The sequence below is a fragment of the Microbacterium sp. NPDC012755 genome (assembly GCF_042901325.1).
Taxonomy (GTDB): domain Bacteria; phylum Actinomycetota; class Actinomycetes; order Actinomycetales; family Microbacteriaceae; genus Microbacterium; species Microbacterium natoriense.
This window is the reverse complement of sequence record NZ_JBIBCT010000001.1, coordinates 2163096-2186418: the sequence shown is the minus strand read 5'-3', so window position 1 is coordinate 2186418 and position 23323 is coordinate 2163096. Positions and strand designations below refer to the sequence as shown.

17 protein-coding genes are annotated in these 23323 nt (G+C 70.6%); 6 read left to right on the top strand and 11 right to left on the bottom strand.

The window, feature by feature from the left end:
- Window positions 1–3 precede the first annotated feature (3 nt).
- A complete protein-coding gene (locus ACFY5A_RS10110; protein WP_341939964.1) occupies window positions 4–462 on the top strand; it encodes a GNAT family N-acetyltransferase in 459 nt (152 codons plus the stop codon).
- Between the two features lie 118 nt (window positions 463–580).
- On the opposite strand, the gene ACFY5A_RS10105 is transcribed toward ACFY5A_RS10110, so the two are convergent.
- Window positions 581–1390, bottom strand: coding sequence for a hypothetical protein (locus ACFY5A_RS10105; RefSeq protein WP_387233646.1), 810 nt, complete (start codon window positions 1388–1390; stop codon window positions 581–583).
- A 246-nt stretch (window positions 1391–1636) separates the two neighbouring features.
- On the opposite strand from ACFY5A_RS10105, the gene ACFY5A_RS10100 reads away from it, so the two are divergent.
- Window positions 1637–2476 (top strand): DUF559 domain-containing protein, encoded by an 840-nt coding sequence (locus ACFY5A_RS10100; protein WP_341939966.1) that lies wholly within the window; start codon window positions 1637–1639, stop codon window positions 2474–2476.
- 175 nt (window positions 2477–2651) lie between these two features.
- Here the strand turns inward: ACFY5A_RS10100 and ACFY5A_RS10095 are convergent, their stop codons facing one another.
- Entirely contained in the window at window positions 2652–4466 is a 1815-nt protein-coding gene (locus ACFY5A_RS10095; RefSeq protein WP_341939967.1) for an ABC transporter ATP-binding protein, read from the bottom strand.
- Window positions 4463–6397, bottom strand: coding sequence for an ABC transporter ATP-binding protein (locus ACFY5A_RS10090; protein ID WP_387233642.1), 1935 nt, complete (start codon window positions 6395–6397; stop codon window positions 4463–4465). The genes ACFY5A_RS10095 and ACFY5A_RS10090 overlap by 4 nt, the downstream gene beginning before the upstream one ends.
- A gap of 405 nt (window positions 6398–6802) precedes the next feature.
- Here ACFY5A_RS10090 and ACFY5A_RS10085 point away from each other — a divergent pair, with 405 nt between their 5' ends.
- The 4 genes from ACFY5A_RS10085 to ACFY5A_RS10070 are packed head-to-tail and all read left to right on the top strand — an operon-like array spanning window position 6803 to window position 11550.
- A complete protein-coding gene (locus tag ACFY5A_RS10085) occupies window positions 6803–7936 on the top strand; it encodes a M20 family metallopeptidase (protein WP_387233639.1) in 1134 nt (377 codons plus the stop codon).
- Window positions 7933–8799 (top strand): GNAT family N-acetyltransferase, encoded by an 867-nt coding sequence (locus tag ACFY5A_RS10080; protein ID WP_387233636.1) that lies wholly within the window; start codon window positions 7933–7935, stop codon window positions 8797–8799. Before ACFY5A_RS10085 ends, ACFY5A_RS10080 begins: the two co-directional genes overlap by 4 nt.
- Entirely contained in the window at window positions 8796–9902 is a 1107-nt protein-coding gene (gene menC, locus ACFY5A_RS10075; RefSeq protein WP_341939971.1) for an o-succinylbenzoate synthase, read from the top strand. Before ACFY5A_RS10080 ends, menC begins: the two co-directional genes overlap by 4 nt.
- Window positions 9903–9933: 31 nt before the next feature.
- Window positions 9934–11550, top strand: a complete 1617-nt coding sequence (locus ACFY5A_RS10070) for a PucR family transcriptional regulator (RefSeq protein ID WP_387233632.1) — start codon at window positions 9934–9936, stop codon at window positions 11548–11550.
- Here the strand turns inward: ACFY5A_RS10070 and ACFY5A_RS10065 are convergent.
- From ACFY5A_RS10065 to ACFY5A_RS10030, 8 genes are all read right to left on the bottom strand, one after another.
- Window positions 11534–13573 (bottom strand): prolyl oligopeptidase family serine peptidase, encoded by a 2040-nt coding sequence (locus ACFY5A_RS10065; protein ID WP_387233629.1) that lies wholly within the window; start codon window positions 13571–13573, stop codon window positions 11534–11536. The two genes, ACFY5A_RS10070 and ACFY5A_RS10065, sit on opposite strands and share 17 nt — an antisense overlap.
- Window positions 13570–14769, bottom strand: coding sequence for an erythromycin esterase family protein (locus ACFY5A_RS10060; RefSeq protein ID WP_341939974.1), 1200 nt, complete (start codon window positions 14767–14769; stop codon window positions 13570–13572). The genes ACFY5A_RS10065 and ACFY5A_RS10060 overlap by 4 nt, the downstream gene beginning before the upstream one ends.
- Window positions 14770–14779: 10 nt before the next feature.
- The gene (locus ACFY5A_RS10055) at window positions 14780–16633 is read right to left on the bottom strand and encodes an ABC transporter substrate-binding protein (protein ID WP_387233626.1); all 1854 of its coding nucleotides are present in this window, start codon (window positions 16631–16633) and stop codon (window positions 14780–14782) included.
- A 160-nt stretch (window positions 16634–16793) separates the two neighbouring features.
- Complete coding sequence (locus ACFY5A_RS10050; RefSeq protein ID WP_341939976.1) at window positions 16794–17693, bottom strand: ABC transporter permease; 900 nt, start codon at window positions 17691–17693, stop codon at window positions 16794–16796.
- Entirely contained in the window at window positions 17690–18640 is a 951-nt protein-coding gene (locus tag ACFY5A_RS10045; protein WP_341939977.1) for an ABC transporter permease, read from the bottom strand. The genes ACFY5A_RS10050 and ACFY5A_RS10045 overlap by 4 nt, the downstream gene beginning before the upstream one ends.
- Window positions 18637–20673, bottom strand: coding sequence for a dipeptide ABC transporter ATP-binding protein (locus tag ACFY5A_RS10040; RefSeq protein WP_387233623.1), 2037 nt, complete (start codon window positions 20671–20673; stop codon window positions 18637–18639). Before ACFY5A_RS10040 ends, ACFY5A_RS10045 begins: the two co-directional genes overlap by 4 nt.
- 143 nt (window positions 20674–20816) lie before the next feature.
- Window positions 20817–21857, bottom strand: coding sequence for a dipeptidase (locus ACFY5A_RS10035; RefSeq protein WP_387233620.1), 1041 nt, complete (start codon window positions 21855–21857; stop codon window positions 20817–20819).
- Window positions 21854–23233, bottom strand: a complete 1380-nt coding sequence (locus ACFY5A_RS10030) for a serine hydrolase domain-containing protein (protein ID WP_387233617.1) — start codon at window positions 23231–23233, stop codon at window positions 21854–21856. The genes ACFY5A_RS10035 and ACFY5A_RS10030 overlap by 4 nt, the downstream gene beginning before the upstream one ends.
- Between the last annotated feature and the right edge of the window lie 90 nt (window positions 23234–23323).

Below are 23323 nucleotides of genomic sequence, written 5' to 3'. Positions count from 1 at the left end.
ATCATGTCCGAACTGCGCATGGTCGAACTCTCCGCCGCGACGATCGTCGCCGTGAACAACCTGTCGCTCAAGCCCGGACAGGAGCAGTTCCTCGCCCCGGTCTCGTACGGGATCGCGGCGACGGTGATGAACCCGAAGACCTCCTGGCAGCGCGTGATCCTCGACGGCGATACCGTCGTCGGCTTCGTCAGTGCCAACTTCGACCCCGAGGCCCCCGAGGAGCACTTCCGCTCCGTGCTGTGGCGCATCAACGTCGATGCAGAGGGCCAGGGCAAGGGCGTCGGCCGCTTCGCGGTCGAGAAGCTCATCGAAGAGGCACGCGCGCGCGGATTCGACCACGTCAACGTGATCTACGAGGCCGGCGACGGCGGACCCGAGGCGTTCTTCCTTCGCGTCGGCTTCACTCCGGTCGGTGAGACCGCCTACGCCGAGGTCGTCGGCGAGATCCGGATCACCTCCTAGACCGGCGGCGGGGTCTCGAATCCCCTCCCCCATCGAGACTCCGTCGCCCTAGACCGGCGGTGACGCATCGTCGGCGCGTCATCCTGCGCGCGGTGCTCGGACGGCAGTACGGACCGGCTCAGCGGTCGTCGCGGCGACCGCGCGTCGTCCACGCGGCGATGACGGATGCCGCCGCCCCCGCCGCGCGATCGATCGCATCGGCGGAACGCGCGAGCACGTCCTGCGCTGCGTCCTGCCAGGCCGCTGCGGTCGGCGACTCCCCCACGAGGACGTGAGCTCTGTGCTCTGCAGCCTCGAAGGCGCGCTCGAGATCAGAGACCGCCTGGCGGTAGGCCGAGAAGTCGGCCGGCGTCGCGCGATGCTCGACCGCACGACGCAGCTCGTTCGCCCGGCCGGCCGCGCGCAGGTAGGCCGCTGTCGACGGCTGCTTGACGTCGGTCATCGCGGGGTAGGTGATCTGCAGGGCGGGGTCGGTCTCGTAGCGCATCCAGCGGGCGACGATCGCGTCGTGCTCCGCGCGCAGGATCTCCAGCGGACGGGGAGCGGATGCCGCAGGAACCGCCGCCTTCGCAGCGCTGAGCCGCACCCTGCTCGCCTTGGCATCGGCGTGGGCCGCCTTGAGGTCGCGCTCCCGCTCCCGCAGGATCCGCCGAGCGCCCGCGAGCTGGTCGGCGCTCGCGCGCTGGGCGCTCCGCTCGGCGGCGATGCGGGCGTGATCGGCACGAGCGAGCTTCAGAGCCGTCCGTCGATCGGTCACGGTCCGCTGGGCCGTCGTCAGGTCATGACGGGCGGCATCCACGGCGAGACGGCGTCCGGATCTCCGCGTGCGGCGACGCATCCCGATCGTCCCGACCGCGGCGACGGCCCCCGCGCCGACGGCTGACGGCGCGATCCACCACCACTCCGCCACGAACAGGAAGGGGTCCATGACTCGATCGTACCCAGCGACTCGCGCGCAGGTCCTGTGCGGCCTCGACGTGCGCCCGGCCCCACCACGATTTTCGGACGGATGCCGGTTTCTCGGACGATCCCGAGAGAATCATCCTCGAAACGGGCATCCGTCCGAAAATGCGGCCGCGCGACCTCTCGTTCACACTTCGGCGCAACGCCGGATCTCTCCACAATCGCCCATCGGCGCCCCGCCGCAGCGTCGGACATCGCCAGAGTGATCCCCATGGATCTGATCACCTGGCTGCGGCAGCGCGATGGCATCGCCCACCGCGCGGACGCCCTGGATGCCGGCTTCACCGTGTCACGCATCCGCACCGCCATCCGAGCGGACGCCGTGCGTCGCATCCGGGCACGATGGATCGCTCTGCACGATGCCCCGTCCGACCTCGTGCGCGCCGCTGAGTCGGGAGGGCAACTCACGTGCGTGTCGCTCGCGCGGCGCCGAGGCTGGTGGGTGCCGCCCGGAGCGGCGGAGCAGGTGCACGTGCACCTTCGTCCGAACGCCGCAACGCCCGGCATCCCGGTCGTCGCGCACTGGTCCGCGTCGCTCGGTCCTTCCCGCCCGCGCCGGGTGCTCGCACGCACGGAGGACGCGCTCGCCCATGCTGCCCGGTGCTTCCCGCTCGATCAGGCGGTTGCGATCTGGGAGAGCGCAGCCCGAGTCGAGCGCGTCTCGATCGACTCGCTGCGCCAGGTCAGATGGCGGGATGCCGTGGCAAGGCGCTGCGCCGCCCACCTGCGCCCCGGCACGGACTCCTCGCTCGAGACCATCTTCCACGTGCGCCTCAGCGCGTGGGGCGTGCGGCTGCGCATGCAGGTGCGGCTCGCCGGCCACACCGTCGACTTCGTCATCGGCACACACCTGATCGTGCAGGTCGACGGATGGAGCTTCCACTCCTCTTCGGCCGATCGCACGCGCGACATCGCCCACGACGCCGCACTGCGGATGCGCGGGTACACCGTGCTCCGCTTCTCCTACGAGCAGGTGATCAATCGCTGGTGGGAGGTCGAGGCGCTGATCGCCGAGGCCATCGCGCGCGGGCTCCACCTGGGCCCCTCCTGACGCCTCTCCAGCCCCGCCCCCTCGGCGAACGAATATCGGACGGATGCTCGTTTTTCGGACGATCCGAAGTGGATCATCCGAAAAACGAGCATCCGTCCGAAATACGCGACGCATCCGTCACCGACACGGGGCGGTCCGTCCGAGGATCGGATGCCGCGCCGGGCGGCGCCGACGATCAGACGAGCGTCTCCTGCCAGGCCGCATGCAGCTGGGCGAACTTGCCCGTGCCGCCGATCAGCGTCGCAGGGGTGTCGTCCTCGATGATGCGGCCGTGCTCCATCACGAGCACCCGGTCGGCGATCGCCACGGTCGACAGACGGTGGGCGATGATGATCGCCGTGCGGTCCTTGAGCAGCGTCTGCAGAGCATCCTGGATGAGGCGCTCCGAAGGGATGTCCAGCGACGCCGTCGCCTCGTCGAGGATCAGCACCGCGGGGTCTGCGAGGAATGCCCTGGCGAACGAGATCAGCTGACGCTGCCCCGCCGAGACCCGACCGCCGCGCTTGTTCACGTCGGTGCCGTAGCCGTCGGGGAGGGACGAGATGAACTCGTCGGCCCCCACCGCCCGCGCGGCCGCCCGGATCTCGTCGAGCGTCGCATCGGGCTTGCCGAGCGCGATGTTGTCGGCGACCGTCCCGCTGAACAGGTAGGCCTCCTGCGTCACCATCACGATGGCACGGCGCAGGTCCTTGGGGTGGAGCTTGCGCAGATCCACCCCGTCGAGGGTCACCCGCCCCTGGGAGGGGTCGTAGAACCGCGAGATGAGCTTCGCCAGCGTCGACTTGCCCGCACCGGTGGTCCCGACGAGCGCGATCGTCTGCCCGGCGGGGATGTCGAGCGAGAAGTTCGGCAGGATCGTCTTCTCGCCGTTGTAGCCGAAGGTGACCTCGTCGAACTCGATGTGACCGCGGGACTCCCACAGGTCGACCGGCTTCTCGGGATCGGGCACGCTCGGCACCTCCTCGAGGACGCCCGACACCTTCTCCAGCGCCGCGGTGGCGGACTGGTAGGAGTTCAGGAACATCGCGATCTCCTGCATGGGCGCGAAGAAGTTGCGCACGTACAGCACGGCCGAGAGCAGCACACCCACGCTCAGCGCGCCGTCGGAGACGCGGATGCCGCCCCACAGCACGACGAGTCCGAGCGTGAGAGCGGCCACACCCATCAGACCGGGCTCGAACGTGCCGAACAGCAGCATCGAGCGACGGTTCACGTCGCGGTAGTCGCCGGCCACCTTCTGGAAGGCGGCGTCGTTGCGCGGCTCCTTGCGGAACGCCTTGACGGCGCGGATGCCGGTCATCGTCTCGACGAACTGCACGATCACCTTGGCGCTGATCACACGGGACTCGCGGTACACGAGCTGCGAGCGGGTGTAGAACCAGCGCATCAGGAAGAACAGCGGGATGCCGGCGAGCGCGAGGATCACCCCCGACTGCCAGTCCCACACGCACAGGGCGATGAAGGTGAAGACGCCGAAGAGCACGCCGGAGACGAGCTCGTTCAGCCCGCCGTCGAGCAGTTCCTTGATCGAGTCGAGGTCACTGGTCTGGCGCGAGATGATGCGACCTGACGTGTACGACTCGTGGAACTCGAGGCTCAGCCGCTGCGTGTGCAGGAAGATCCTCTTGCGCAGATCGAGGAGCACCGCCTGGGTGATCCGCGCCGCGATCATCACGTACCACGCGATGAGGACGGCGGCGAAGAGCCCGGCGAACAGGTAGGCGAGACCGACCATGAAGGTCGGCATCCAGTCGGCGTGGTCGAGCACGGCGGGCAGCGCCCTGTCGAGGCCGATGCTGATGAGGATCGGCCCCGCCACCTGCAGCGCGGTCGAGACGACCAGCACGGCGGCGGCGAGCACGATCTGCGGGCGCAGCGGCACGACGAGCGAGCCGAGCAGCCGCAGCGAACGACGGCGGATGGCCTGGCTCTCCTCTCGCGTGTAGCGGGAGCGGTCCTCATCCTGGGTTCCGGTGATCGCGGAGCTCATGCCTGCACCTCCTTCTCGCTGATCAGGTCTTCGTCGGCGGCGGCATCCTCTCGGATCCCCTCCTGCACGACCTCGTCGATCTCGTCCGCCGTGTCGCGGATGACGGGGATCGTCCCGGTCCGCGCCGCTTCCTCGGCCTCCAGGCTGGAGATGACGTGGCGGTAGTGGCGGCTCGACTTCAGCAGCTCGGCATGGGTGCCGACGGCCGTGATGCGGCCGGCCTCCAGCAGGGCGACCCGATCGGCGAGCACGACCGTCGACGGCCGGTGCGCGACGATCATCGCGGTCGTGTCGGCGAGCACGTGGCGCAGCGCCTCCTCGACGAGAGCCTCGGTGTCGACGTCGAGAGCCGAGAGCGGGTCGTCGAGGACGAGCACCTTCGGCTTCGCCGCGACGGCGCGGGCGAGGGCGAGACGCTGGCGCTGGCCGCCGGAGAGGCTCAGCCCCTCCTCGCCGATGATGGTCTCGACGCCCTCGGGCAACGCATCGACGAAGGCCGCCTGCGCCACGTCGAGCGCCTCGCGCAGCACGCGTTCGGCCTCCTCGCTGTGCACGTCGAGGTCGGCGCGACCGAGCAGCACGTTCTCCCGGACGGATGCCGAGAACAGCGTCGCGTCCTCGAAGGCCATCGCGATGTGCTGGCGCAACTCGGCGAGCGTGAGGTCGCGCACGTCGACGCCGTCGAGCGTCACGCGGCCTCCGGTCACGTCGTAGAGCCGCGCAGGCAGAGTGGTGAGCGTGGTCTTACCGCTGCCCGTGAGCCCGACGAGGGCCATGGTCTCGCCGGGGCGCAGCACGAGGTCGATGCCGTCGAGCAGGTCGCGCTCCGAGGCCCCCGCATCCTGGTACCGGAAGTGGGCCGCCTCGAAGGCGAGCTCGCCGCGCGGCTTCTCGATGCTCACCGGGTGCTCCGGATCGGTGATCGAATTCGTCTCGGAGAAGATGTCGAACACGCGGTCGGTCGCCGTCCTGGCGTCGAGCATGAACGAGAACAGGAAGCCGATCGACTCGATCGGCCAGCGCAGCACCACGGCCATCGCGAAGAACGCGAAGAGCTCAGGCACCTCGATGGCGCCCTGCGAGATCAGCCAGATGCCCGACATCAGGCTGAGGCCGAACGCGATCTGCGGCATGAGGTCGAGCCAGAACCAGATCGACGCGATCGCGCCGGCCTTGCTCATCTCGGTCTCGCGGAGCGTCTCGGCCTGACGGCTGAAGCGGCTCAGCGCGTGCTTGCCCCGACCGAAGGCCTTGAGCACGCGGATGCCGTGCACGCTCTCCTCGACGCTGGTGGCGAGGTCTCCCGCCTGATCCTGGCTGCGGCGGGTGAGCGCCCCGTAGCGCTTCTCGAAAAGGTAGCCGCGGATCCAGAGCGGGACGGCCGTGACGAGGAAGATCGTGCCGAGCAGCCAGTGCCAGCGGAAAAGCAGCACCGAGCCGATGATGATCGTGAGGACGTTGACGACGAGCAGCACGAGGCCGAACGCGAGCCAGCGGCGGATGAGGCCGATGTCCTGCATCATGCGGCTGAGCAGCTGTCCCGACTGCCAGCGGTCGTGGAACGCCACCGGCAGCGTCTGCAGGCGCGAGTAGAGGTCGGTGCGCATCTTGTACTCGACCTCGGTGGCGGGGTTGAGCACGAACTGGCGACGCAGCCACACCATCACGGCCTCGCCGACGGCGAGACCGAACACGGCGAGCGCGCCCCAGCCGATGGCGCCGAGGTCGCCGGACTGCACCGGACCGCGGATGATCTGCTCGAGGACGATGGGGATCATCAGGGCGATGATCGCCGCGGCGAGCGCGCTCGCGGCACCGCCGGCGAGTCGCCAGATGACCGGCTTGACGAAGGGCTTGAGACGCCACAGCGCCGCCGGCGTGGACAGGGAGGACGAGTGCGAGATGTTCTGCGATGAAGACGAGGAAGACATGTCTCTCAGACGAGTTTCGTATGGAAAGCGGTTGCTGAACGGGGCGGGCGCGTGAGACGGACTCTGAGAGTCCGGGCGTCCGATGCGGAGAGGCGGGTGGCTCTAGATGAAGAGCGGGCGCGCCGGGGTCGAGCCGAGAGCTGCGATCCGCGCGGTGGCGATCGTGGTCATGGTGTCCTCCTCAGGGGCTCGGTGGCGTCGGCCGGTCGGCGCGAAGCCCTCCAGCCTATTCCTGTGAACAAGCTGAGCACAAGAGGAATTCCGAACTCTTCGAAAAGGACCTTTCATCCATCGAGCCCGACCAACGGAGGCCGTCGCGTTCGGTCGTTCCGACAGCACTCTCGCGTCGGCAGCGTCGCAGGATGGATCCGCAGGGAATCGGCATGCCACAGCAAGGGAGCAGCGATGCCAGAACGCACCGCCGCCATGATCGCGGACATCCAGCACCTGGTGCGGTGCGAGTCCCCGTCCGACGATCTCGTCGCGGTCTCCCGGAGCGCGGATGCCGTCGCCGCCCTGGGCGCGCGGCTTCTCGGCGCCGATCCGGAGCGCATCGTGCTCGACGGCTGCACGCACCTGCGGTGGCGCTTCGGCGGGGGCGCGAAGGTTCTTCTGCTCGGCCATCACGACACCGTCTGGCCGCTCTCCACGATCGTCACCCACCCCGCCGACGTCGAGGACGGCGTGCTCCGTGGCCCCGGCTCCTTCGACATGAAGGCGGGCCTGGTGATCGCGTTCCATGCGCTCGCCGCCCTCGACGACCTCGACGGCGTGACCCTGCTGATCACCGGCGACGAAGAACCGGGCTCGCACACCTCGCGCTCCCTCATCGAGGAGGAGGCCGCCCGGTGCGCTGCGGCCCTCGTGCTCGAAGCCGCCGGCCCCGGCGGCGCGCTCAAGACCGAGCGCAAGGGCGTCTCCCGCTACGAGGTGCACGTCACGGGGCGCGCGGCCCACGCCGGCCTCGAGCCGGAGCAGGGCGTCAACGCGACGATCGAGCTCTCGCATCAGATCCAGGCCGTCGCCGATCTCGCGGCTCCCGACCTCGGCACCACCGTCACCCCCACGCGCATGCGCGGCGGCACGACCTCGAACACCGTCCCCGCGCACGCGTCGTTCATGGTCGACGTTCGCGCCCGCTCCGCGCGCGAGCAGCAGCGCACCCACGAGGCGATGCTCGCGCTCGCACCCCGCATCCACGGCGCCGTCATCACGGTCGAGGGCGGCATCAACCGCCCTCCCCTGCAGGCCGACGCCTCTGCGGCGCTCTTCGACCGCGCCCGCGGGATCGCGGAGCGCCTCGGCATCCGCCCCCTGGAGTCGATCGCGGTCGGCGGGGCGTCCGACGGCAACTTCACGGCCGGCGTCGGCACGCCGACCCTCGACGGGCTCGGCGCCGTCGGCGGCGGCGCGCACGCCGACGACGAGCACGTGATCGTGGCCGAGCTGCCCGACCGCACCCGCCTGCTGACGGCGCTGGTCGCCGACCTGCTGCAGGACGAGCACGCCGTCCGCGCCGCCGAGACGGCACGGCGATGACGATCTCGGAGCGGGCGGACGCCGACGCCCTCGCCGCGGAGCACGCGTCGGGTCTGCGCATCCGCCTCATCGACGACATCGACGAGCACGCGGCGGTGCGCACCCTGATCGAGCAGGTCTGGCGCACCGGGGAGCGCAACCCGCCGGTGACCGCCGACATGCTCAGCGCGATGCGCGCGGCGGGCGGCTACGTCAGCGGCGCCTTCGACGAGCACGGTCTCGCCGCCGCATGCCTCGGCTTCTTCGCACCGCCCGCCGAGCGGCGCCTGCACAGCCACATCGCCGGAGCGCTGCCCCGCACCCGCGGCTCCGGCATCGGCTTCGCGCTCAAGCTCCACCAGCGGGCGTGGGCGCTGCACCACGGCGCCGAGACGATCACCTGGACCTTCGACCCGCTGATCCGCCGCAACGCCTACTTCAACCTCGGCAAGCTCGGCGCCGGCGTCGGCGCCTACCTCCCCGACCTGTACGGCACGATGGACGACGCGATCAACCGCGACGACATCACCGACCGCGTGATGGCGAGGTGGTCGCTGACGGCTCCGGCATCCGTCGCCGCGGCGAGCGGGCACCCGCGTCTGTCGAGCATCGCGGACGAGACCGATGCCGCGATCGGCCTCAGCGTCGACGGCGACGAGCGCCCCGTCGACGGGCGCACGGACGCCGCGACCGTGCTCATCGCCGTGCCCGCCGACATGGAGGCGATGCGCGAGCAGGACCCGCGGAGGGCGGCCGACTGGCGCCTGGCGATCAGGCGCACCCTCGGCGCCCTCATCGCGGAGGGAGCGACCGTGCGCGGATTCGACCGCGCCGGCTGGTACATCGTCGACCGCGAGCCGGTCGACAGAACGGAGTTCTCATGAAGCTCGAAGGCGTGGAGATCCTCCACATCGCGATGCCGCTGGTGGGTGCCTTCCGCACCTCGTTCGGCACCGAGGCCGTGCGCGAGACCCTGCTGCTGCGCGCGGTCACCGACGAGGCCGAGGGCTGGGGCGAGAGCGGGGCCAGCGAAGCGCCGCTCTACTCCGGCGAGCACACGCACGGCGTCGCGGATGTGCTCGCACGGCACCTCATCCCCGCTCTCGCCGCAGCGCCCGACCTCGACGCGCACAGCGTCGCCCCTGCGCTCTCGGCCTTCAAGGAGAACCGCCTCGCGAAGGCCGCGCTGGAGACCGCGATCCTGGACGCGGACCTGAAGGCCCGCGGCATCCCCCTCTCCTACGCGCTCGGCGCGGTGCGGCGCTCCGTCGCCTCCGGGGTCTCCGTGGGCATCGCCGACTCGATCCCCGAGCTCCTCGACACCGTCGACGGGTACCTCGCCGACGGCTACCTGCGCATCAAGCTGAAGATCGAGCCGGGGTGGGACGTGGAGCCCGTGCGCGCGGTGCGCGAGCGGTTCGGCGACATCATGCTGCAGGTCGACGCGAACGCGAGCTACGAGCGCAGCGACATCGACGACCTCCTCGCCCTCGACGACTTCGACCTCTCGCTGGTCGAGCAGCCGCTGCCGGCCGACGACCTGCTCGGCCACGCGATGCTGGGGCGCCGTCTCGCGACGCCCATCTGCCTCGACGAGTCCATCGTGTCGGCCAGAGCCGCGGCGACCGCGATCGAACTGGGCGCCTGCCGCATCGTCAACATCAAGGCCGGGCGCGTGGGCGGCTATCTGGAGGCCCGACGCATCCACGACGTCTGCGCTGCGCACGGGGTGCCCGTGTGGTGCGGAGGGATGCTGGAGACCGGCGTCGGCCGGGCCGCCAACGTCGCCCTCGCCGCCCTCCCCGGCTTTACGCTCCCCGGCGACACGTCGGCCTCCGAGCGCTACTTCGCCGAGGACATCACGGAGCCGTTCCGACTCGTGGACGGGCACCTCGCGGTGCCCACCGGCCCGGGGATCGGCGTATCCCCCGACCCCGACGCGCTCGCCCGCTTCACGGTGTCGCGGCAGTGGGTCCCGGTCCGATGAACGCCCGGTGCGCGGTGCTAGCCTCACAAGAATGCGAGCCGCGATGAACCACCGGCCCCAGGCGAGCCTCGTGCACGTCATGGAGGAGCTCGGTGGCACCCTGCTCGAGGTCGTCGCCGGAGAGGTCAGCGCCGACCGCACGATCGAGGCGGTGGCGATCCACGACCCCCGAGACGAGCCGGAGGCCCCGCGCAACGCGATCGTGCTCGGCGTCGGCCTCGAGCAGAGCGACGACGTCGTGCAGGTGCTCACGCGGCTCGGGCTCAGCGGGGCGGCCGGTCTCGTCGTGCGCGCGCCCTTCGCCGCCGACGACGAGCTCCGTGCCGCGGCGCACCGCGCGGGTGTCGTGCTCTTCTCGCTCTCCCCCGGCACCACCTGGGCTCACCTGGCCGGCCTGTTCCGCGCCCTGATGACCCCCGGGGGCCCAGACGACGCGCGCCCTGTGACGTTCGGCGGCATCCTCGCCGGCGACCTCTTCGCGATGGCCAACGCGATCGCAGCCCTGCTCGAGGCGCCCGTCACGATCGAGGACCGCAACTCCCAGCTGCTGGCGTTCTCGCACGCGCAGGAGAGCGCGGCGCCCCGGGGCAGGCAGCTCCCCCCGCACTACACCCGCCTGCTGGAGGAGACCGGCGTCTTCCAGGAGATCAGCCGCAGCGACGACCCCGTGGAGGTGGCGCCGTCGAGCGAGACCGCCGACAGCCGCCGCACCGTCATGGCCGTGCGGGCCGGCGACGAGGTGCTCGGGACGATCTGGGTCGCCTCTCCCGCGCCGCTCAGCGAGGAGCATGTGCGCGTGCTCCGCGACTCGGCGAAGCTCGTCGCGATGCACATGGTCTGGCAGCGCACGGATGCCGACGTGGAGCGGCGACTGCGGGCCGATCAGTTGCGCAGCGTGCTCGACGGCGGCCCGACCGCCGCGGAAGCCGCCCGCCGACTCGGCCTCCGCGAGGAGCCCGCGGTCGTGCTCGCCCTCTCGCTGCACGCGCCGGCGACCGATCAGCTGCCCCACGCCGCTCTCGCCGCTGAGCGCAAGCGCGTCGCCGACGCCTTCTCCGTGCATCTGCTGTTCGCGCATCCCCGTTCGACGGTCGGGCTCATCGGCGAGGTCGCCTACGGCGTGCTGCCGGTGACCGCGACGACGACGGATGCCGAGGAGAGCGCCGTGCGCCTCGCGAACGAGTTCCTCACCAGGGTGCGCTCCTCGCAGCAGCCGTTCATCGGCATCGGCAGCGTGGTGCAGGAGACCGCGCAGCTCCCCCGCTCCCGCTCCAGCGCCGATCGCGCCCTCCGCGTGCTGCGGGCCGGAGTCGCCGAGCGGCAGGTCGCCCGTCTGGAGGACGTGCACGCCGAATCGCTGCTCCTGGAGCTCGCCGGCTCGTCCCGGGATGTGCCGTCCGGTCCGCTCGCGCGCCTCATGGCCTACGACGATTCGCACCAGGCGAGCCTCGTCGACACGCTGCGCGCGTGGCTCGATGCGATGGGCGACGTGACGCTGGCGTCCGCCGCGATGTTCGTGCACCAGAACACGTTCCGCTACCGGCTGCGCCGCGTCGCCGAGGTCGGGCGGCTCGATCTCGACGATCCGAACGCGCGCTTCGCCGTGCAGCTGCAGCTGCGCCTGCTGGCGATCACGACCGAGCGCTGAGTCCGAGCGCGCCCATCAGGCACGCGAGCCACTCGGCATCCTGCGCCCGCAGCACCTCGGGGCTCGTGCCCGCGCCGTGACCGGCGTTCTCGAAGACGTGCAGCAGGACGGGCGCGTCGCCGCGCTGCGCGGCCTGCATCCTCGCGACGAACTTGCGCGCCTGCGCCGGAGGACACCGGGGATCGGTGGCCCCCGCCTGCACGTAGACGAGCGGGTACTCCGCCTCGACCACGCGCTCGTACGGAGACGAACGGCGCAGCCGCTCGACGTCGACGGGGTCGTCGGGGTCGCCCCACGCCTTGCGGATCACGAACTCGAGGTAGGGGATGCGGATGCCGCCGATGAGGTCGAGCAGCGGCGACCGCGGCAGCACGGCGCGCCACAGCTGCGGAGCGGTCGTCACGGCGACACCGCACATCAGCCCGCCGTCGGATCCGCCCGTCAGCGCCAGCATCCGCGGTGCGCTGATCCCTCTGGCGATCAGGTCGTCGGCGACGGCGCGGAGATCGCCGTCGCGCACGCCTCTCCGCTCCCGGTCGGCGCCGCGGAACCAGTCGCGGCCGAACTCGCCGCCGCCGCGGAGGTAGGCCTGGATCAACGTGCCCCCCGCCGCGACGAACGCCGCGAGGTCGAGCTGGTACTTCGGCAGGGTGGGGATGCCCGCAGCTCCGTATGCGGAGATCAGCGCGGGGGCCGGTCCTGTCGCCCCGCCGGCCGGACGCACCACGTGGTACGGGATCGGCGTGCCGTCGGGGGCCGTCGCGCAGACGTACTCGACCTCGGCGTCGACGGCGACCAGCGGGGCGAGGAGCTGGTCGATCCCGACCGCTCCAGGGCGGTGCCGGTACGCACCCCACGACGTCGTGAGGGTCGAGAACGTGAAGAGGAACTCGCCGCTGCCGTCGTCGGGGTCGAGACCGGTGAGCGGGAAGAACGCACCGCCCAGAGCGCCGTCCGCCGGGAGCGGCACGGCGCCAGCGTCGGAGCCGTCGGCGCGCAGCACGCGCACGCGCGCGGCCGTGTCGGCGAAGCCGCTGAGGTACAGATGCCCTCCCACCGGGGTCAGGGAGCGCAGCACCGTGTCTCCCTCGGGGACGAGCACGCGCCAGGACGCCGGGTCCTCGGGCGCCGGTGCATCGAGCGGAATCGCGACGACCCGGCCGCGCGCCGCACCGTGATCTGTGACGGCGATGTACTCGTCGCCGACGATGTGCCCGGCGATCGTGTCGGCGCAGTCGTGGATGAAGGCCCGCCACGGCGTGCCCGCGTGCAGGTCCCTCACGGCGACCGGGATTGGGGTTCCCACGCGATGGCTCGCGACCGCCCAGCGTCCGTCGGCGGAGAACTGGATGCGGGTGTACTCCCGCGAGCCGTCGCGAACGGGGATCTCCTCGACGGAGGATGCCCCTCTCTCGCCGAGTGCGCGACGGTACACGACCTGACGGAAGCCCTCGGCGGTCCCGGCGAGCGCGAGGAAGAAGAACCCCGAGCCGTCGGGCAGCCAGGAGACCCCTCCGGCCCACGAGCTGTGCAGCACCTCGGGCGGAGCGTCAGCGCGCAGCACTCCGGTGGCGACGTCGACGAGACGGATCGTGTTGTGCTCGCTGCCGTCGGTGCACACGCCGAGGGCGAGCACCTCGCCATCGGGCGACGGCGCGAACCACGAGAGCACGGCGGGGCGCCCGGGCTCGTCGAACAGCGCGAGCGAGACCAGCGCCCTGCCGGCGCCGTACGGCTCGTCGCTCACGACGACCGCCCCGCTCTCCACCCGGAACCATCGACCTCCGCCGTGCCGCGGAAGCTCGGGACGGGATCCGAGCTCGTGCCGCTCGATCAGCGCCAGCGCGGCATCCCTCCGTCCGCCGGCGTCGATCGTCGCGATCGCGAGCTCGGCCTGCGCGCGCTGCCAGTCGTGCACCTCCGCGCTGTCCGCCTCGAGCCATCGGTAGGGATCAGGGATCGGGATGCCCGCGACCTCCTCGACGACGTCGACCGTGCGCGTCGGCGGATAGATCCGGCTCATGCCTCCGACCGCCCTGGAGCATCGAACTCCGCGCGCAGCCGCTCGAAGGCGCCGGGGGTCGGGCGGACCCGGTGCAGGTGGAGCAGGGCGTCGAAGCTCGCGGGGAAGTCGTCGACCCGCTCCAGGCTCCCGCTTGCCAGCATCCCCTCGACGCCGTCGAGAAGGGCCGCGTCGGCGCGAGAGAGATCCACGAGCACGGCATCCGCTCCGATCGCGTCCAGCCGCTCCTCGATCGATCCTGGCGCGGTGCCGCGCTGACCGAGCGAGACGTCGCAGTCGAAGGGCCGCGGCGAGCGCTGCGTGAAGGTCACCACGGGGCCGGCGCCGTACGTCATGCCGATGACGCGGAGGTCCGCCCCGAGTGCGGAAGAGAGGAGGGCGCCCATCATGGGCCTCCCGTCGAGCGGGGTGCGGCGGACGTGGCCGTTGTGCGCGTAGACGAGGATCCTCTCCTCGCGCGCGGCGATCCACTCGACGGTCTCGGCCATGAACGTCTCGCGGGGGTAGGGGCCCGCGTCGTCGTCCCCGTCGAGCTCCGCGAGATACGCGTCGATCGACGCGGCGCAGCGCAGCGCGATCTCGTCGCCGTCTTCACGGACCCGGGCGATCAGTGCGCGCAGGGATTCCGCGAACTCCGTGCGCTGCCCGTCCGACATCGAGGCGTAGGCGATGGCGGCCTCCGTGCGGCCGCCGAGGTCGGCAAGGCGCTGCAGCTCCTCGTCGCCGTCGCGCGCCGGGATCCGGGCGAGGCAGGCGCGCACAGCTGGCCCCGGCGAGGTGGAGGAGCCGGGCAGGTCCATTCCGTAGAAGCGGATGCCGCCGCCTGCGGCGTTCCATTCCCGCATCCATTCCAGCTGCCGCCAGAGCGACTCCGATTCCCCGAAGCGGTAGGTGATGCCCTCCCTGGCGATGTCCTGCACGGCGCCGGGGCCGCCGCGGATCCACTCGTCCACGAGAAGCCCCTCGGCGAAGCCCGACTCCATCACGAACGCCGTGACGCCGTGATCGCGCACGAGGGTGCGCAGGAAGGCGTCACCGTAGGCCGTGAACTCGACGATGCTGTGGGCGCCCTCGCCGAGCGCGACCACCCTGGACGCGCCGATGAGCGCGCCGATCGCGGCGGAGCCGGGGAGCTCCGGATGCGCGAGGTCGATCTCGGGGATCGGCTGCGCGTATGCGGCGGTCTGCGCGCTCATCGGCGGGTCCCTACTGCTTCTCGGTGAAGTACCACTGCTCCGGAGAGTAGACGAACTTCAGGAGCGATCGGAAGGTCGAGGGACGACCCGACAGCGTGTCCTTCCAGACGATCAGGTTGTCGGGCGTCGGGAAGAAGAGCACCGGAAGGTCCTTCGACAGCATCGTGACCTCGGCGCTGAGCGCGGTCGGGTCTGAACCGAACGTGCTCGCCTCGATCAGCGCGTCGGCCTCGGGATTGCTGTAGCTGCCCAGGTTGAAGCTGCCGCCCGTGTTGAAGGCGTTGTTGCTGGTCGGGTACGCGGTCTGCACGAAGGCGCCGAAGTCCTGCATGGCCCATTCGTCGGCGTTGTCCGGCGCGTAGCTGTTGCCGTAGTTCTCGTACATGTAGTTCAGCGACTTCGTCACGATCTTCGCCTCGATGCCGAGCTTCTTGAGCTGGGAGACGAACGCGAGATCCCGAGCGCCCACGTAGGCGGGCTCGTTGGCGGAGGCGATCGTGAAGGTGATCTTCTGCCCTTCGGGGATCCCCTCTCCGCACTCGTCGTCGCCGGTGCCCGGCTTGACGCAGGTCGTGCCCTTCTCGGCATCCACCTTCCAGCCGTGATCGGTGAGCAGCTTCTCCGCCGCCTTCGGGTCGAAGGGGTACGTCGCCTCGTCGCCGAACTCCGGCGGGTACGCCGAGTTCAGACCGCCCGTGCTGTAGTTCTCCGTGGCGGTGCCGCTGTGGATGCCGCGGCTCTTGATGTACCCGGCCTGGTCGATCGAGTGCTGCAGCGCCTGGCGGATGTAGAGCTGCGCGATGACCTTGTCGAAGTTGTCGACGGTGTTCGCGAAGTTGAGGACGAGGCCGTCGAACCGGGCCGGCGACGGGGCGCCGTACACGTTGTAGCCCTTCTTCTTCAGCTCGTCGATCTTCGAGGCGTAGCTGGCGTCCAGTCGGCCGACCGTGAGCGTGCCCGCCTCGTACTGGTTGTAGATCGCCGCAGCCGAGGTGAACGCCTTGAAGTCGACGCGCTCGATGGTCGAGTCCCCCGGGCCCGCGTACTCCTCGTTCGGCGTCAGGGAGAACGACCCCGTCGTCGGCTCGAACGCCGACAGCCGGTACGGGCCGTTCACGACCTGCCACAGCGGGTTCGTGGCGAACGTCGACTGGTCGGACGACTGCGCGGTGAGGTAGTGGTAGATCGCCGTGGCGTTCGCGGGGTCGCGGAAGTCGAGCACGGGCCCGCCGGTCTCGGCGATGCTCCAGTCGGCGGACGGCATGACGTAGAGCAGCTGCAGGAGCGACACCAGGTACGACGGGTTGTACGGCGTCTCGAAGGTCAGGGTGAGCGTGTGCGCATCCGCCGCCGTCGCCGTCACGCCGTCGGGGAACTGCCCCGGCGTGTAGAAGCTCCAGTTCGCGGGGCTGTCGGCGATCGCCGCCTTGAGGAGGTCGAAGGAGAACACGACGTCGTCGGCGGTGACGGGCTTGCCGTTGGACCAGGTGTAGTCCTTCAGCGTGATCGTGGCGGTGTGACCGTCGTCGCTGACGACCGGCGCCTCGGCGAGGCTGGTCGCCTCATCGAAGGGCTCACCCTCGAGGCTGGTGCGGTACAGCGCACGCCACATGAGGTCGTAGCCGATCACCGTTCCGCCGGCCTCGGCGGGCGGGAACGGGTAGATGTAGTTCGGGGTGAGGCCCGGCGTCAACGCGATCGTGACGACGCCCCCGTCGACGTGCGAGCTGCTCGCCTCGGGGATCTTGTCGTACGACGCCGTATCGACCTGCGAGCTCGTGCCGGTGCAGCCGGTCAGTGCGAGCACCCCGGCCGTGGCCAGGGCGAGAAGGAGGCGTGCTCGCCTCCGCGGAACCTGCGACATGTGCGGTGCTCCTCGTTCGGGTTGAGATGGTGGTCGGACCGATCGGGTGGTGCAGAGGTCCGATGCTCCGAGAGTGCAGCATCCCCGATGTCGGGCGTTCAGGGATCCCGACAGAATCGCGGGGCGTGATCCGTCGAGGCCTACACAGCCCCGCCGGGGTTCACAGGGATCGGTGCTCGATCGCGTCGCGGAGCGCGTCGCCGAGCAGGTTCAGCGCCAGCACGGTGAGCACGATGCACGCTCCGACCGGGTAGATCAGCCACCAGTAGTCCGCCGCGAGGAACGTCACCCCGCTGGAGAGCTGACTGCCCCAGTCTGTCACCGGATAGCTCAGGCCGAAGCCGAGATAGCCGAGAGCGGCGAGCACGATGATCGAGTCGGCGACCTGGAACGTCAGGTTCACGATGATCACCCCGAAGGTGTTCGGGATGAGGTGGCTGAAGATCAGGCGCCGGTTGCTCGCACCCATGAGGCGCGCGGCCGACACGAACTCCCTGACACGGAGCGACAGCACCTCGCCGCGGATCAGCCGCGCCGCGACGAGCCAGGAGAAGCCGCCGATCACGAGGCTGAGGGTGAGCGGCGTGGCCGTGAACCGCGCAGCGATGATGAGCACGAAGAACAGGAACGGAATCGACAGCAGCACGTCGACGACGCGCATCATGATGCCGTCGACGACACCGCCGACGAGGCCGGCGACCGCTCCGTAGATCGTGCCGAGCGTGGTGGCGAACAGCGCGGCGAGCAGGCCGATCTGCAGCGACACCTGACCGCCCTGCATGAGCCGGCCGAGCACGTCGAAGCCGTTGCTGTCGGTGCCGAGCGGGAAGCCCTCCCCCGGGGCGAGCGCGGCGTTGAGGAGGTCGACGTCGGTCTGGTTCGTGGGGTACACGAGCGGTCCGAGGTAGCAGAACAGCACCAGGCCGACGAGGATGAACACCCCCGCCATGCCCGGCTTGTTGCGCCACAGCGCCTTCAGCACCGCGGAGCGCGAGAGGGGGTTGCGCGTGGCGAGGACGGGGAGCTCCTCGGCCGCGATCTCCGCGCGTGCCGTGCTCATGCTCCCAACTCGATCCGGCGGTCGGCGCGGGCGACGACGAGGTCGGCCACGAAGTTCCCTGCGACGGTGAGCGCACCGCCGATGAGCGTGTATGCCAGCAGCACCGGATAGTCCTCTCGGTGGAGGCTGTTCAGGAAGAGCAGCCCGAGTCCCGGGTAGTTGAAGACCGCCTCGACGATGAGATTGCCCGCGAGGAGGGTGGGGATCAGCACGCCGACGAGCGTGATGATCGGGGTGATCGCGTTGCGCAGCAGGTGCCGGGTGAGCACGATGCGCTCGGAGGCGCCCTTCGCCCGCGCGACCTTGATGTAGTCCATGCCGAGCTGCTCCAGGGCCGAGGAGCGCTGGTACTGCGCGAACACCACGATGTTCGTGATCGCGAGGGTGATCAGCGGCAGCGCCATCGCCCTCGTGTCGGTGAACACGACCCACGGCGAGGTCGACTGCGACGCCTCGGCGGGGAACAGCGGGACGGTCTGGCTGAAGACGCCGATGAGCACCAGGGCGATGAGGAACGACGGCGTCGCGTACAGCAGGTACGACACCGACGTCGCGGCTCTGTCGACGAAGCGCCCCCGACGGACCGCCTGCAGGATGCCGAGCGGGATCGCGATCACGAGGGCCAGCACCAGACCGCACAGCGAGAGCATCGCGCTGCGCGGCGCGTTCTGGAGCAGGAGGGTGCCGACCTCCTCGTTGAGCTTGTACGAGCGTCCGAGGTCGCCCTGCAGCAGCTGCAGCAGGTAGTCGGCGTACTGGATGAGCACGGGGCGGTCGTAGCCGTTCTCGCGGTTGAACGCGTCGACGGCCGCCTGCGTGGCCTGCTGACCGAGGACCGCGCGTCCGGGGCTGTCGGAGATCAGATGCAGCATGAGGAACACGACGAGCGAGATGCCCAGCAGCACCGCGAGGGACACCAGCACCCGGCGGGCGACGAACCAGATCATGCGTGCGCCTCCTCAGCGGGCGAACCGGTCTTCCGGAGCTTCGGCTGCAGGGGGAAGTGGCAGGCGACCCCGTGGTCGGCCCCGACGGCCTCGAGCGTCGGCTCCACGCTCGCGCACAGCTCCGTCGCCAGGGGGCAGCGGGTGCGGAAGCGGCATCCGCTGGGCGGATCGAGCGGACTGGGCAGCTCGCCCCGCACCCGCTCGACCGGCGTCTCCACGAGGTCGGGGTCAGCCACGGGGACCGCGGCGAGGAGACCGGCCGTGTAGGGGTGAGCGGGGCGGGCGTAGACCTCCTCGGTCTCGCCCACCTCGACCAGGGCGCCGAGGTACATCACGCCCACCCTGTCGACGAGGTAGCGCACGACGGCGAGGTCGTGCGAGATGACGACGCTGGAGAGGCCGCGCTCCCGCTGGATCGTGCGCATGAGGTTCAGCACCTGCGAGCGGATCGACACGTCGAGGGCGCTCACCGGCTCATCGGCGACGAGCACATCGGGGTCGAGCGCGAGGGCGCGGGCGAGGCCGATGCGCTGCCGCTGCCCTCCGGAGAGCTCATGAGGGTAGCGCTCCATGATCGAGGCGCCCAGGCCCACGCTCGCGAGCGACGCCAGCGCCTTCTCGGTGCGCTCGGCCGGAGTGCCGACGCCCTGGATGACCAGCGGCTCCCGCAGGATGTCGTCGATGCGCATCTTCGGGTCGAGGGACGCGTGCGAGTCCTGGAACATCATCTGCAGCTTCGCGCGACGCGGTCCCAGCTGCCTCGACCCGAGACCGGAGACGCGGGCACCGTCGAGCAGCACCTCTCCCGAGGTCGGGCGATCGAGAGCCACGAGCATCCGCCCGAGGGACGACTTGCCGCAGCCGGACTCGCCGACCAGGCCGAACGCCTCCCCCGCTCTCACCTCGAAGCTCACGCCGGCGACGGCCTTGACGGAGCGCTTGCGTCCGAACAGTCCCTGGGCCGACACCGGATGCTCCTTGCGGAGGTCGACGACGCGGAGGCGCGGCACCGCGGTCTCCGGCCGCGGCTCCTGCGCGGCGAATCGACGCTGCACGGCCGTCTCCGACACGGTCGTCACCGGGTTCCAGCAGGAGAACACGTGCCCCTCCCCCGGGCCTGCGACGGAGACGGGCGTGTCGGTGCGGCACTGGTCGGTCGCCGCGGCGCAGCGGGCGGCGAAGCGGCATCCGACCTGCGGTTCTGCCGGGTCCGGAGGCGAGCCGGGGATGCTGAACAGCTCCACGTCCTTGTCCTGCGCCTGCGAGGGGATCGACGACAGCAGCGCGTGCGTGTAGCGGTGGCGGGTGTGGCGGAAGAGATCGGGGGTGGCTCCGGTCTCCACCAGGCGCCCTCCGTACATCACGCCGACGCGATCGGCGTGCCGCGCGACGACGCCCATGTCGTGCGTCACGAGGATCATGGCCATGCCGAGCTGCTGCTTGAGCCCGCTCAGCAGCTCGAGGATCTCCGCCTGGATCGTGACGTCGAGGGCCGTGGTCGGCTCATCCGCGATGAGCACACGGGGTTCGCAGATCAGCGCCATCGCGATCATCACGCGCTGACGCATGCCGCCGGACAGCTGATGAGGGAAGTCGCCCATACGCTCGGACGGACGGGGGATGCCGACGAGTGCGAGCATCTCCTCCGCCCTCTTCCGCGCCGCCCTCTTCGAGAGCCCGCGGTGCAGCAGCAGGGGTTCGGCGACCTGGTCTCCGATGTTGCGCGTGGGGTTGAGCGAGGTCATCGAGTCCTGGAAGACCATCGAGATGTCGTTGCCGCGGATCGCCCGGTACTCGGCGGCGCCGAGACCGACCAGCTCGGTGCCGTCGAAGTCGATCGAGCCGCTCGTGATGCGGCCACCGCCGGGCAGCATGCCCATCACGGCGAGACCCGTCATCGACTTGCCAGAGCCCGTCTCGCCGACGATGCCGAGGGTCTCCCCGCGGCTCAGCACGAGGTCGACGCCCGTCACGGGGCGCACGGTGCGACCCGACCGGTGGATCTCCACCGAGAGGTCTCGAATCGTCAGCATGCCGCGCTCCCTTGCGAACTACAGTGGCCTGCCCGCGGGGTCCAGGGCGGCCCTGCGTCATCCTCGATACTGCGGCAGAAGCCGCGCATGCCGTTCGTCGGAGCTGTCGAACGGAACCGGCCCCGTTCGTCGGAGCCGACGAATCAGGCGGGGCGTCCGGCGACGCCGAGCTCGGCGCGGAGCAGCCGCTGCACGTTCCCGCCGAGCACGGCGAGGATATCAGCCTCTCCCCACCCTCTGCCCAGCAGAGCCTCGGTCACCAGCGGCAGCCCTGCCGGGCCGTCGAGCCCCGGCAGGTACACATCGGCAGGGACGCCCTCCACCGTGTCCTGCACGCAGCAGGGCGCCGTGGTGTCGGCGAGCACCTCGCGCACGAAATCCGGTCCCATGCCCACGTGTTCGACGCCTGCGACGCCGACCAGGTGCTCGAAGTGATCGAGCAGCGTGTCGATCGTGTACGCGCTCTCGTGCAGGTAGGCGGCGAAGAAGTTCACGCACACGACGCCGCCCGTGGCCGCGATCCCCCGCGCCTGCTCGTCGGTGAGGTTGCGGTGGTGGTCGAACAGCGCACGCGCAGAGGAGTGCGTGGCCATGACCGGTCGCGTCGCGAGCTCGAGCACGTGGTCGACGCCGCCGGAGCCGAGGTGGCTCACGTCGAACAGCATCCCGATGCGCTCCATCTCGGCGACCGCCCTGACGCCGGTCCTGGTGAGGCGGCTGCCCGCGGCGTCCTCGCCGCTGCCGTCGCCGAACGCGCTCCGGCCGAAGTGCGCGATGGAGCCGACGCGCACGCCGAGACGGTGCACGGTCTCCAGCAGCTCGACGTCGTCGCCGATCCCCGGCATGCCCTCGAGGGCCAGCACCAGGGCGATACGCCCCTCCTCGATCGTGCCGTCGACCTCCGTGCCGGTGAGGCAGAGGGAGACGGCATCCGCGTTGTCCTCCGCGATCCGGTGTGCGGCCTCGATCATGCGGAGCGTGCGGCGCAGCGCCCCCTCCGGACGGTACTGGTCGTCGATGAACACGGGGAGGATCTGCAGATCGACGCCGCCGGCGTGCAGCTGCGGCAGCCACTGCGCACGGAAGTACTCCGACCACTCATCGGGTTCGCGGCTCGCGACGGAGCACAGCAGGTCATTGTGCGCGTCCGCGACGACCGCGCGGCGGTGAAGGTCCAGGCTCATGAGTCCATCCTCCTGTCTGCGCGTCCCGTATGCAGGTGCGCCGCGCGCCCCGTGCCGTCGTCGCCCAGAAAGGCGATGGGCTGGCGCACGCCGCCCTCCGGGTCGACGGGCAGCAGCACGTCGTCCCGCCAGGAGACGAGCTCGGTGCGGTAGGGCAGATCGCCGAGGTCGGCGACGACGCCCCGGGGTGTGCGGTCGAGCCAGAGCCGCCCGTCGTCGGTGCGGCTGATCGTCGTGATCGCCGTGCTGGACTCGTAGCGGCCCACGAAGCGCCCGGCGTCGTGCGGAGCGGGTCCGGATGCGGCGGGCGTCTCCTTCTGGCCGATGCCCGCGACCTCCCGCAGCACCTCATCGACCAGCTCGGCGAACACCGGATGGGGGTCCCCTCCGTTCGCGAGCACGGCCACCGCCACCCCCTCCTCCGGGAGCAGACGGAGGCAGGCCGACTGACCGATGGTGTTGCCGTCATGACCGGGGAACACGCGGCCGTCGCGTGCGAAGAGCTCCCAGCCGAGACCCCAGGCGACGCCCTGGTCGATGTCCGGCAGCCGCACCTGGGGGCGGCGCATGTCCTCGACGGATGCCGTGGACAGCAGCCGGGATCCGTCCGCCGCGACGCCTCCGGCGAGATGGAGGCGCCCGAAGCCCAGCAGGTCGCGCGCGCTCATCGCGAGTCGGGACCCCGCCGGACTCCCCGAGCGCTCCATCGACCACACGGTCGTCGGAGCGATGTCTCCCGCCGCGGTGCGCAGATGTCCGACCGCCGTGCGGTGGAGGATCGCCTCCGCCGCATCGACGGCGGCGTGCCGGAGTCCGAGCGGATCGAGCAGGCGTTCGCGGAGCACCCGGTCGTACGGCGCTCCCCGCAGCACCTCGACGAGGCGGCCGAGGGTCGAGAACCCCGCGTTGTTGTACGAGAACATCTCTCCAGGCGCGAAGAGCTGCGGAGTCCCGGCGAGGATGTCGACGTAGCGCTCCAGGTTGTCGTCGCCCGCCCCCGTGTCGACGAACACATCGCCCTCGAAGCCCGAGGAGTGACTGAGCAGTTGGCGCACGGTGATCCACGCCGATGCGTCGGCGTCGGCCACCCGGAATCCGGGCAGGATGTCGCGCACCGCCTGATCCAGCCCGAGCAGCCCCTCGTCGACGAGCTGCATGACGAGCGTCGCCGTGAACACCTTGGTGACGGAGCCGATCTGGAAGACCGCATCCGTCGTCGCCTCGACGCCGGTGGCACGGTTCAGGATGCCGTTCGCGAACTCGATCGTCTCGTCGCCGAGGCCGATCGCGAGCGACAGCGCGGGGACCCGGTGCGTGGCGACGAGCTCCGGCATCCGCCGCTCGACCCAGGTTCTGATCGTCTCGACCTGCGCCATCGGCCCTCCTCGACCTCGTTTCTCGCGTCGAGCATACGAGCGGGGACACAGTGCCGGTTCGTCGCCGCGCACCACTTGCGCGCCGCGGAG

Bases quoted from the DNA above. Each gene is read 5' to 3' on its own strand.
- ACFY5A_RS10110 (WP_341939964.1), top strand. From the start codon at position 4: ATGTCCGAACTGCGCATGGTCGAACTCTCCGCCGCGACGATCGTCGCC.
- ACFY5A_RS10105 (WP_387233646.1), bottom strand. From the start codon at position 1,390: ATGGACCCCTTCCTGTTCGTGGCGGAGTGGTGGTGGATCGCGCCGTCA.
- ACFY5A_RS10100 (WP_341939966.1), top strand. From the start codon at position 1,637: ATGGATCTGATCACCTGGCTGCGGCAGCGCGATGGCATCGCCCACCGC.
- ACFY5A_RS10095 (WP_341939967.1), bottom strand. From the start codon at position 4,466: ATGAGCTCCGCGATCACCGGAACCCAGGATGAGGACCGCTCCCGCTAC.
- ACFY5A_RS10090 (WP_387233642.1), bottom strand. From the start codon at position 6,397: ATGTCTTCCTCGTCTTCATCGCAGAACATCTCGCACTCGTCCTCCCTG.
- ACFY5A_RS10085 (WP_387233639.1), top strand. From the start codon at position 6,803: ATGCCAGAACGCACCGCCGCCATGATCGCGGACATCCAGCACCTGGTG.
- ACFY5A_RS10080 (WP_387233636.1), top strand. From the start codon at position 7,933: ATGACGATCTCGGAGCGGGCGGACGCCGACGCCCTCGCCGCGGAGCAC.
- menC (WP_341939971.1), top strand. From the start codon at position 8,796: ATGAAGCTCGAAGGCGTGGAGATCCTCCACATCGCGATGCCGCTGGTG.
- ACFY5A_RS10070 (WP_387233632.1), top strand. From the start codon at position 9,934: ATGCGAGCCGCGATGAACCACCGGCCCCAGGCGAGCCTCGTGCACGTC.
- ACFY5A_RS10065 (WP_387233629.1), bottom strand. From the start codon at position 13,573: ATGAGCCGGATCTATCCGCCGACGCGCACGGTCGACGTCGTCGAGGAG.
- ACFY5A_RS10060 (WP_341939974.1), bottom strand. From the start codon at position 14,769: ATGAGCGCGCAGACCGCCGCATACGCGCAGCCGATCCCCGAGATCGAC.
- ACFY5A_RS10055 (WP_387233626.1), bottom strand. From the start codon at position 16,633: ATGTCGCAGGTTCCGCGGAGGCGAGCACGCCTCCTTCTCGCCCTGGCC.
- ACFY5A_RS10050 (WP_341939976.1), bottom strand. From the start codon at position 17,693: ATGAGCACGGCACGCGCGGAGATCGCGGCCGAGGAGCTCCCCGTCCTC.
- ACFY5A_RS10045 (WP_341939977.1), bottom strand. From the start codon at position 18,640: ATGATCTGGTTCGTCGCCCGCCGGGTGCTGGTGTCCCTCGCGGTGCTG.
- ACFY5A_RS10040 (WP_387233623.1), bottom strand. From the start codon at position 20,673: ATGCTGACGATTCGAGACCTCTCGGTGGAGATCCACCGGTCGGGTCGC.
- ACFY5A_RS10035 (WP_387233620.1), bottom strand. From the start codon at position 21,857: ATGAGCCTGGACCTTCACCGCCGCGCGGTCGTCGCGGACGCGCACAAT.
- ACFY5A_RS10030 (WP_387233617.1), bottom strand. From the start codon at position 23,233: ATGGCGCAGGTCGAGACGATCAGAACCTGGGTCGAGCGGCGGATGCCG.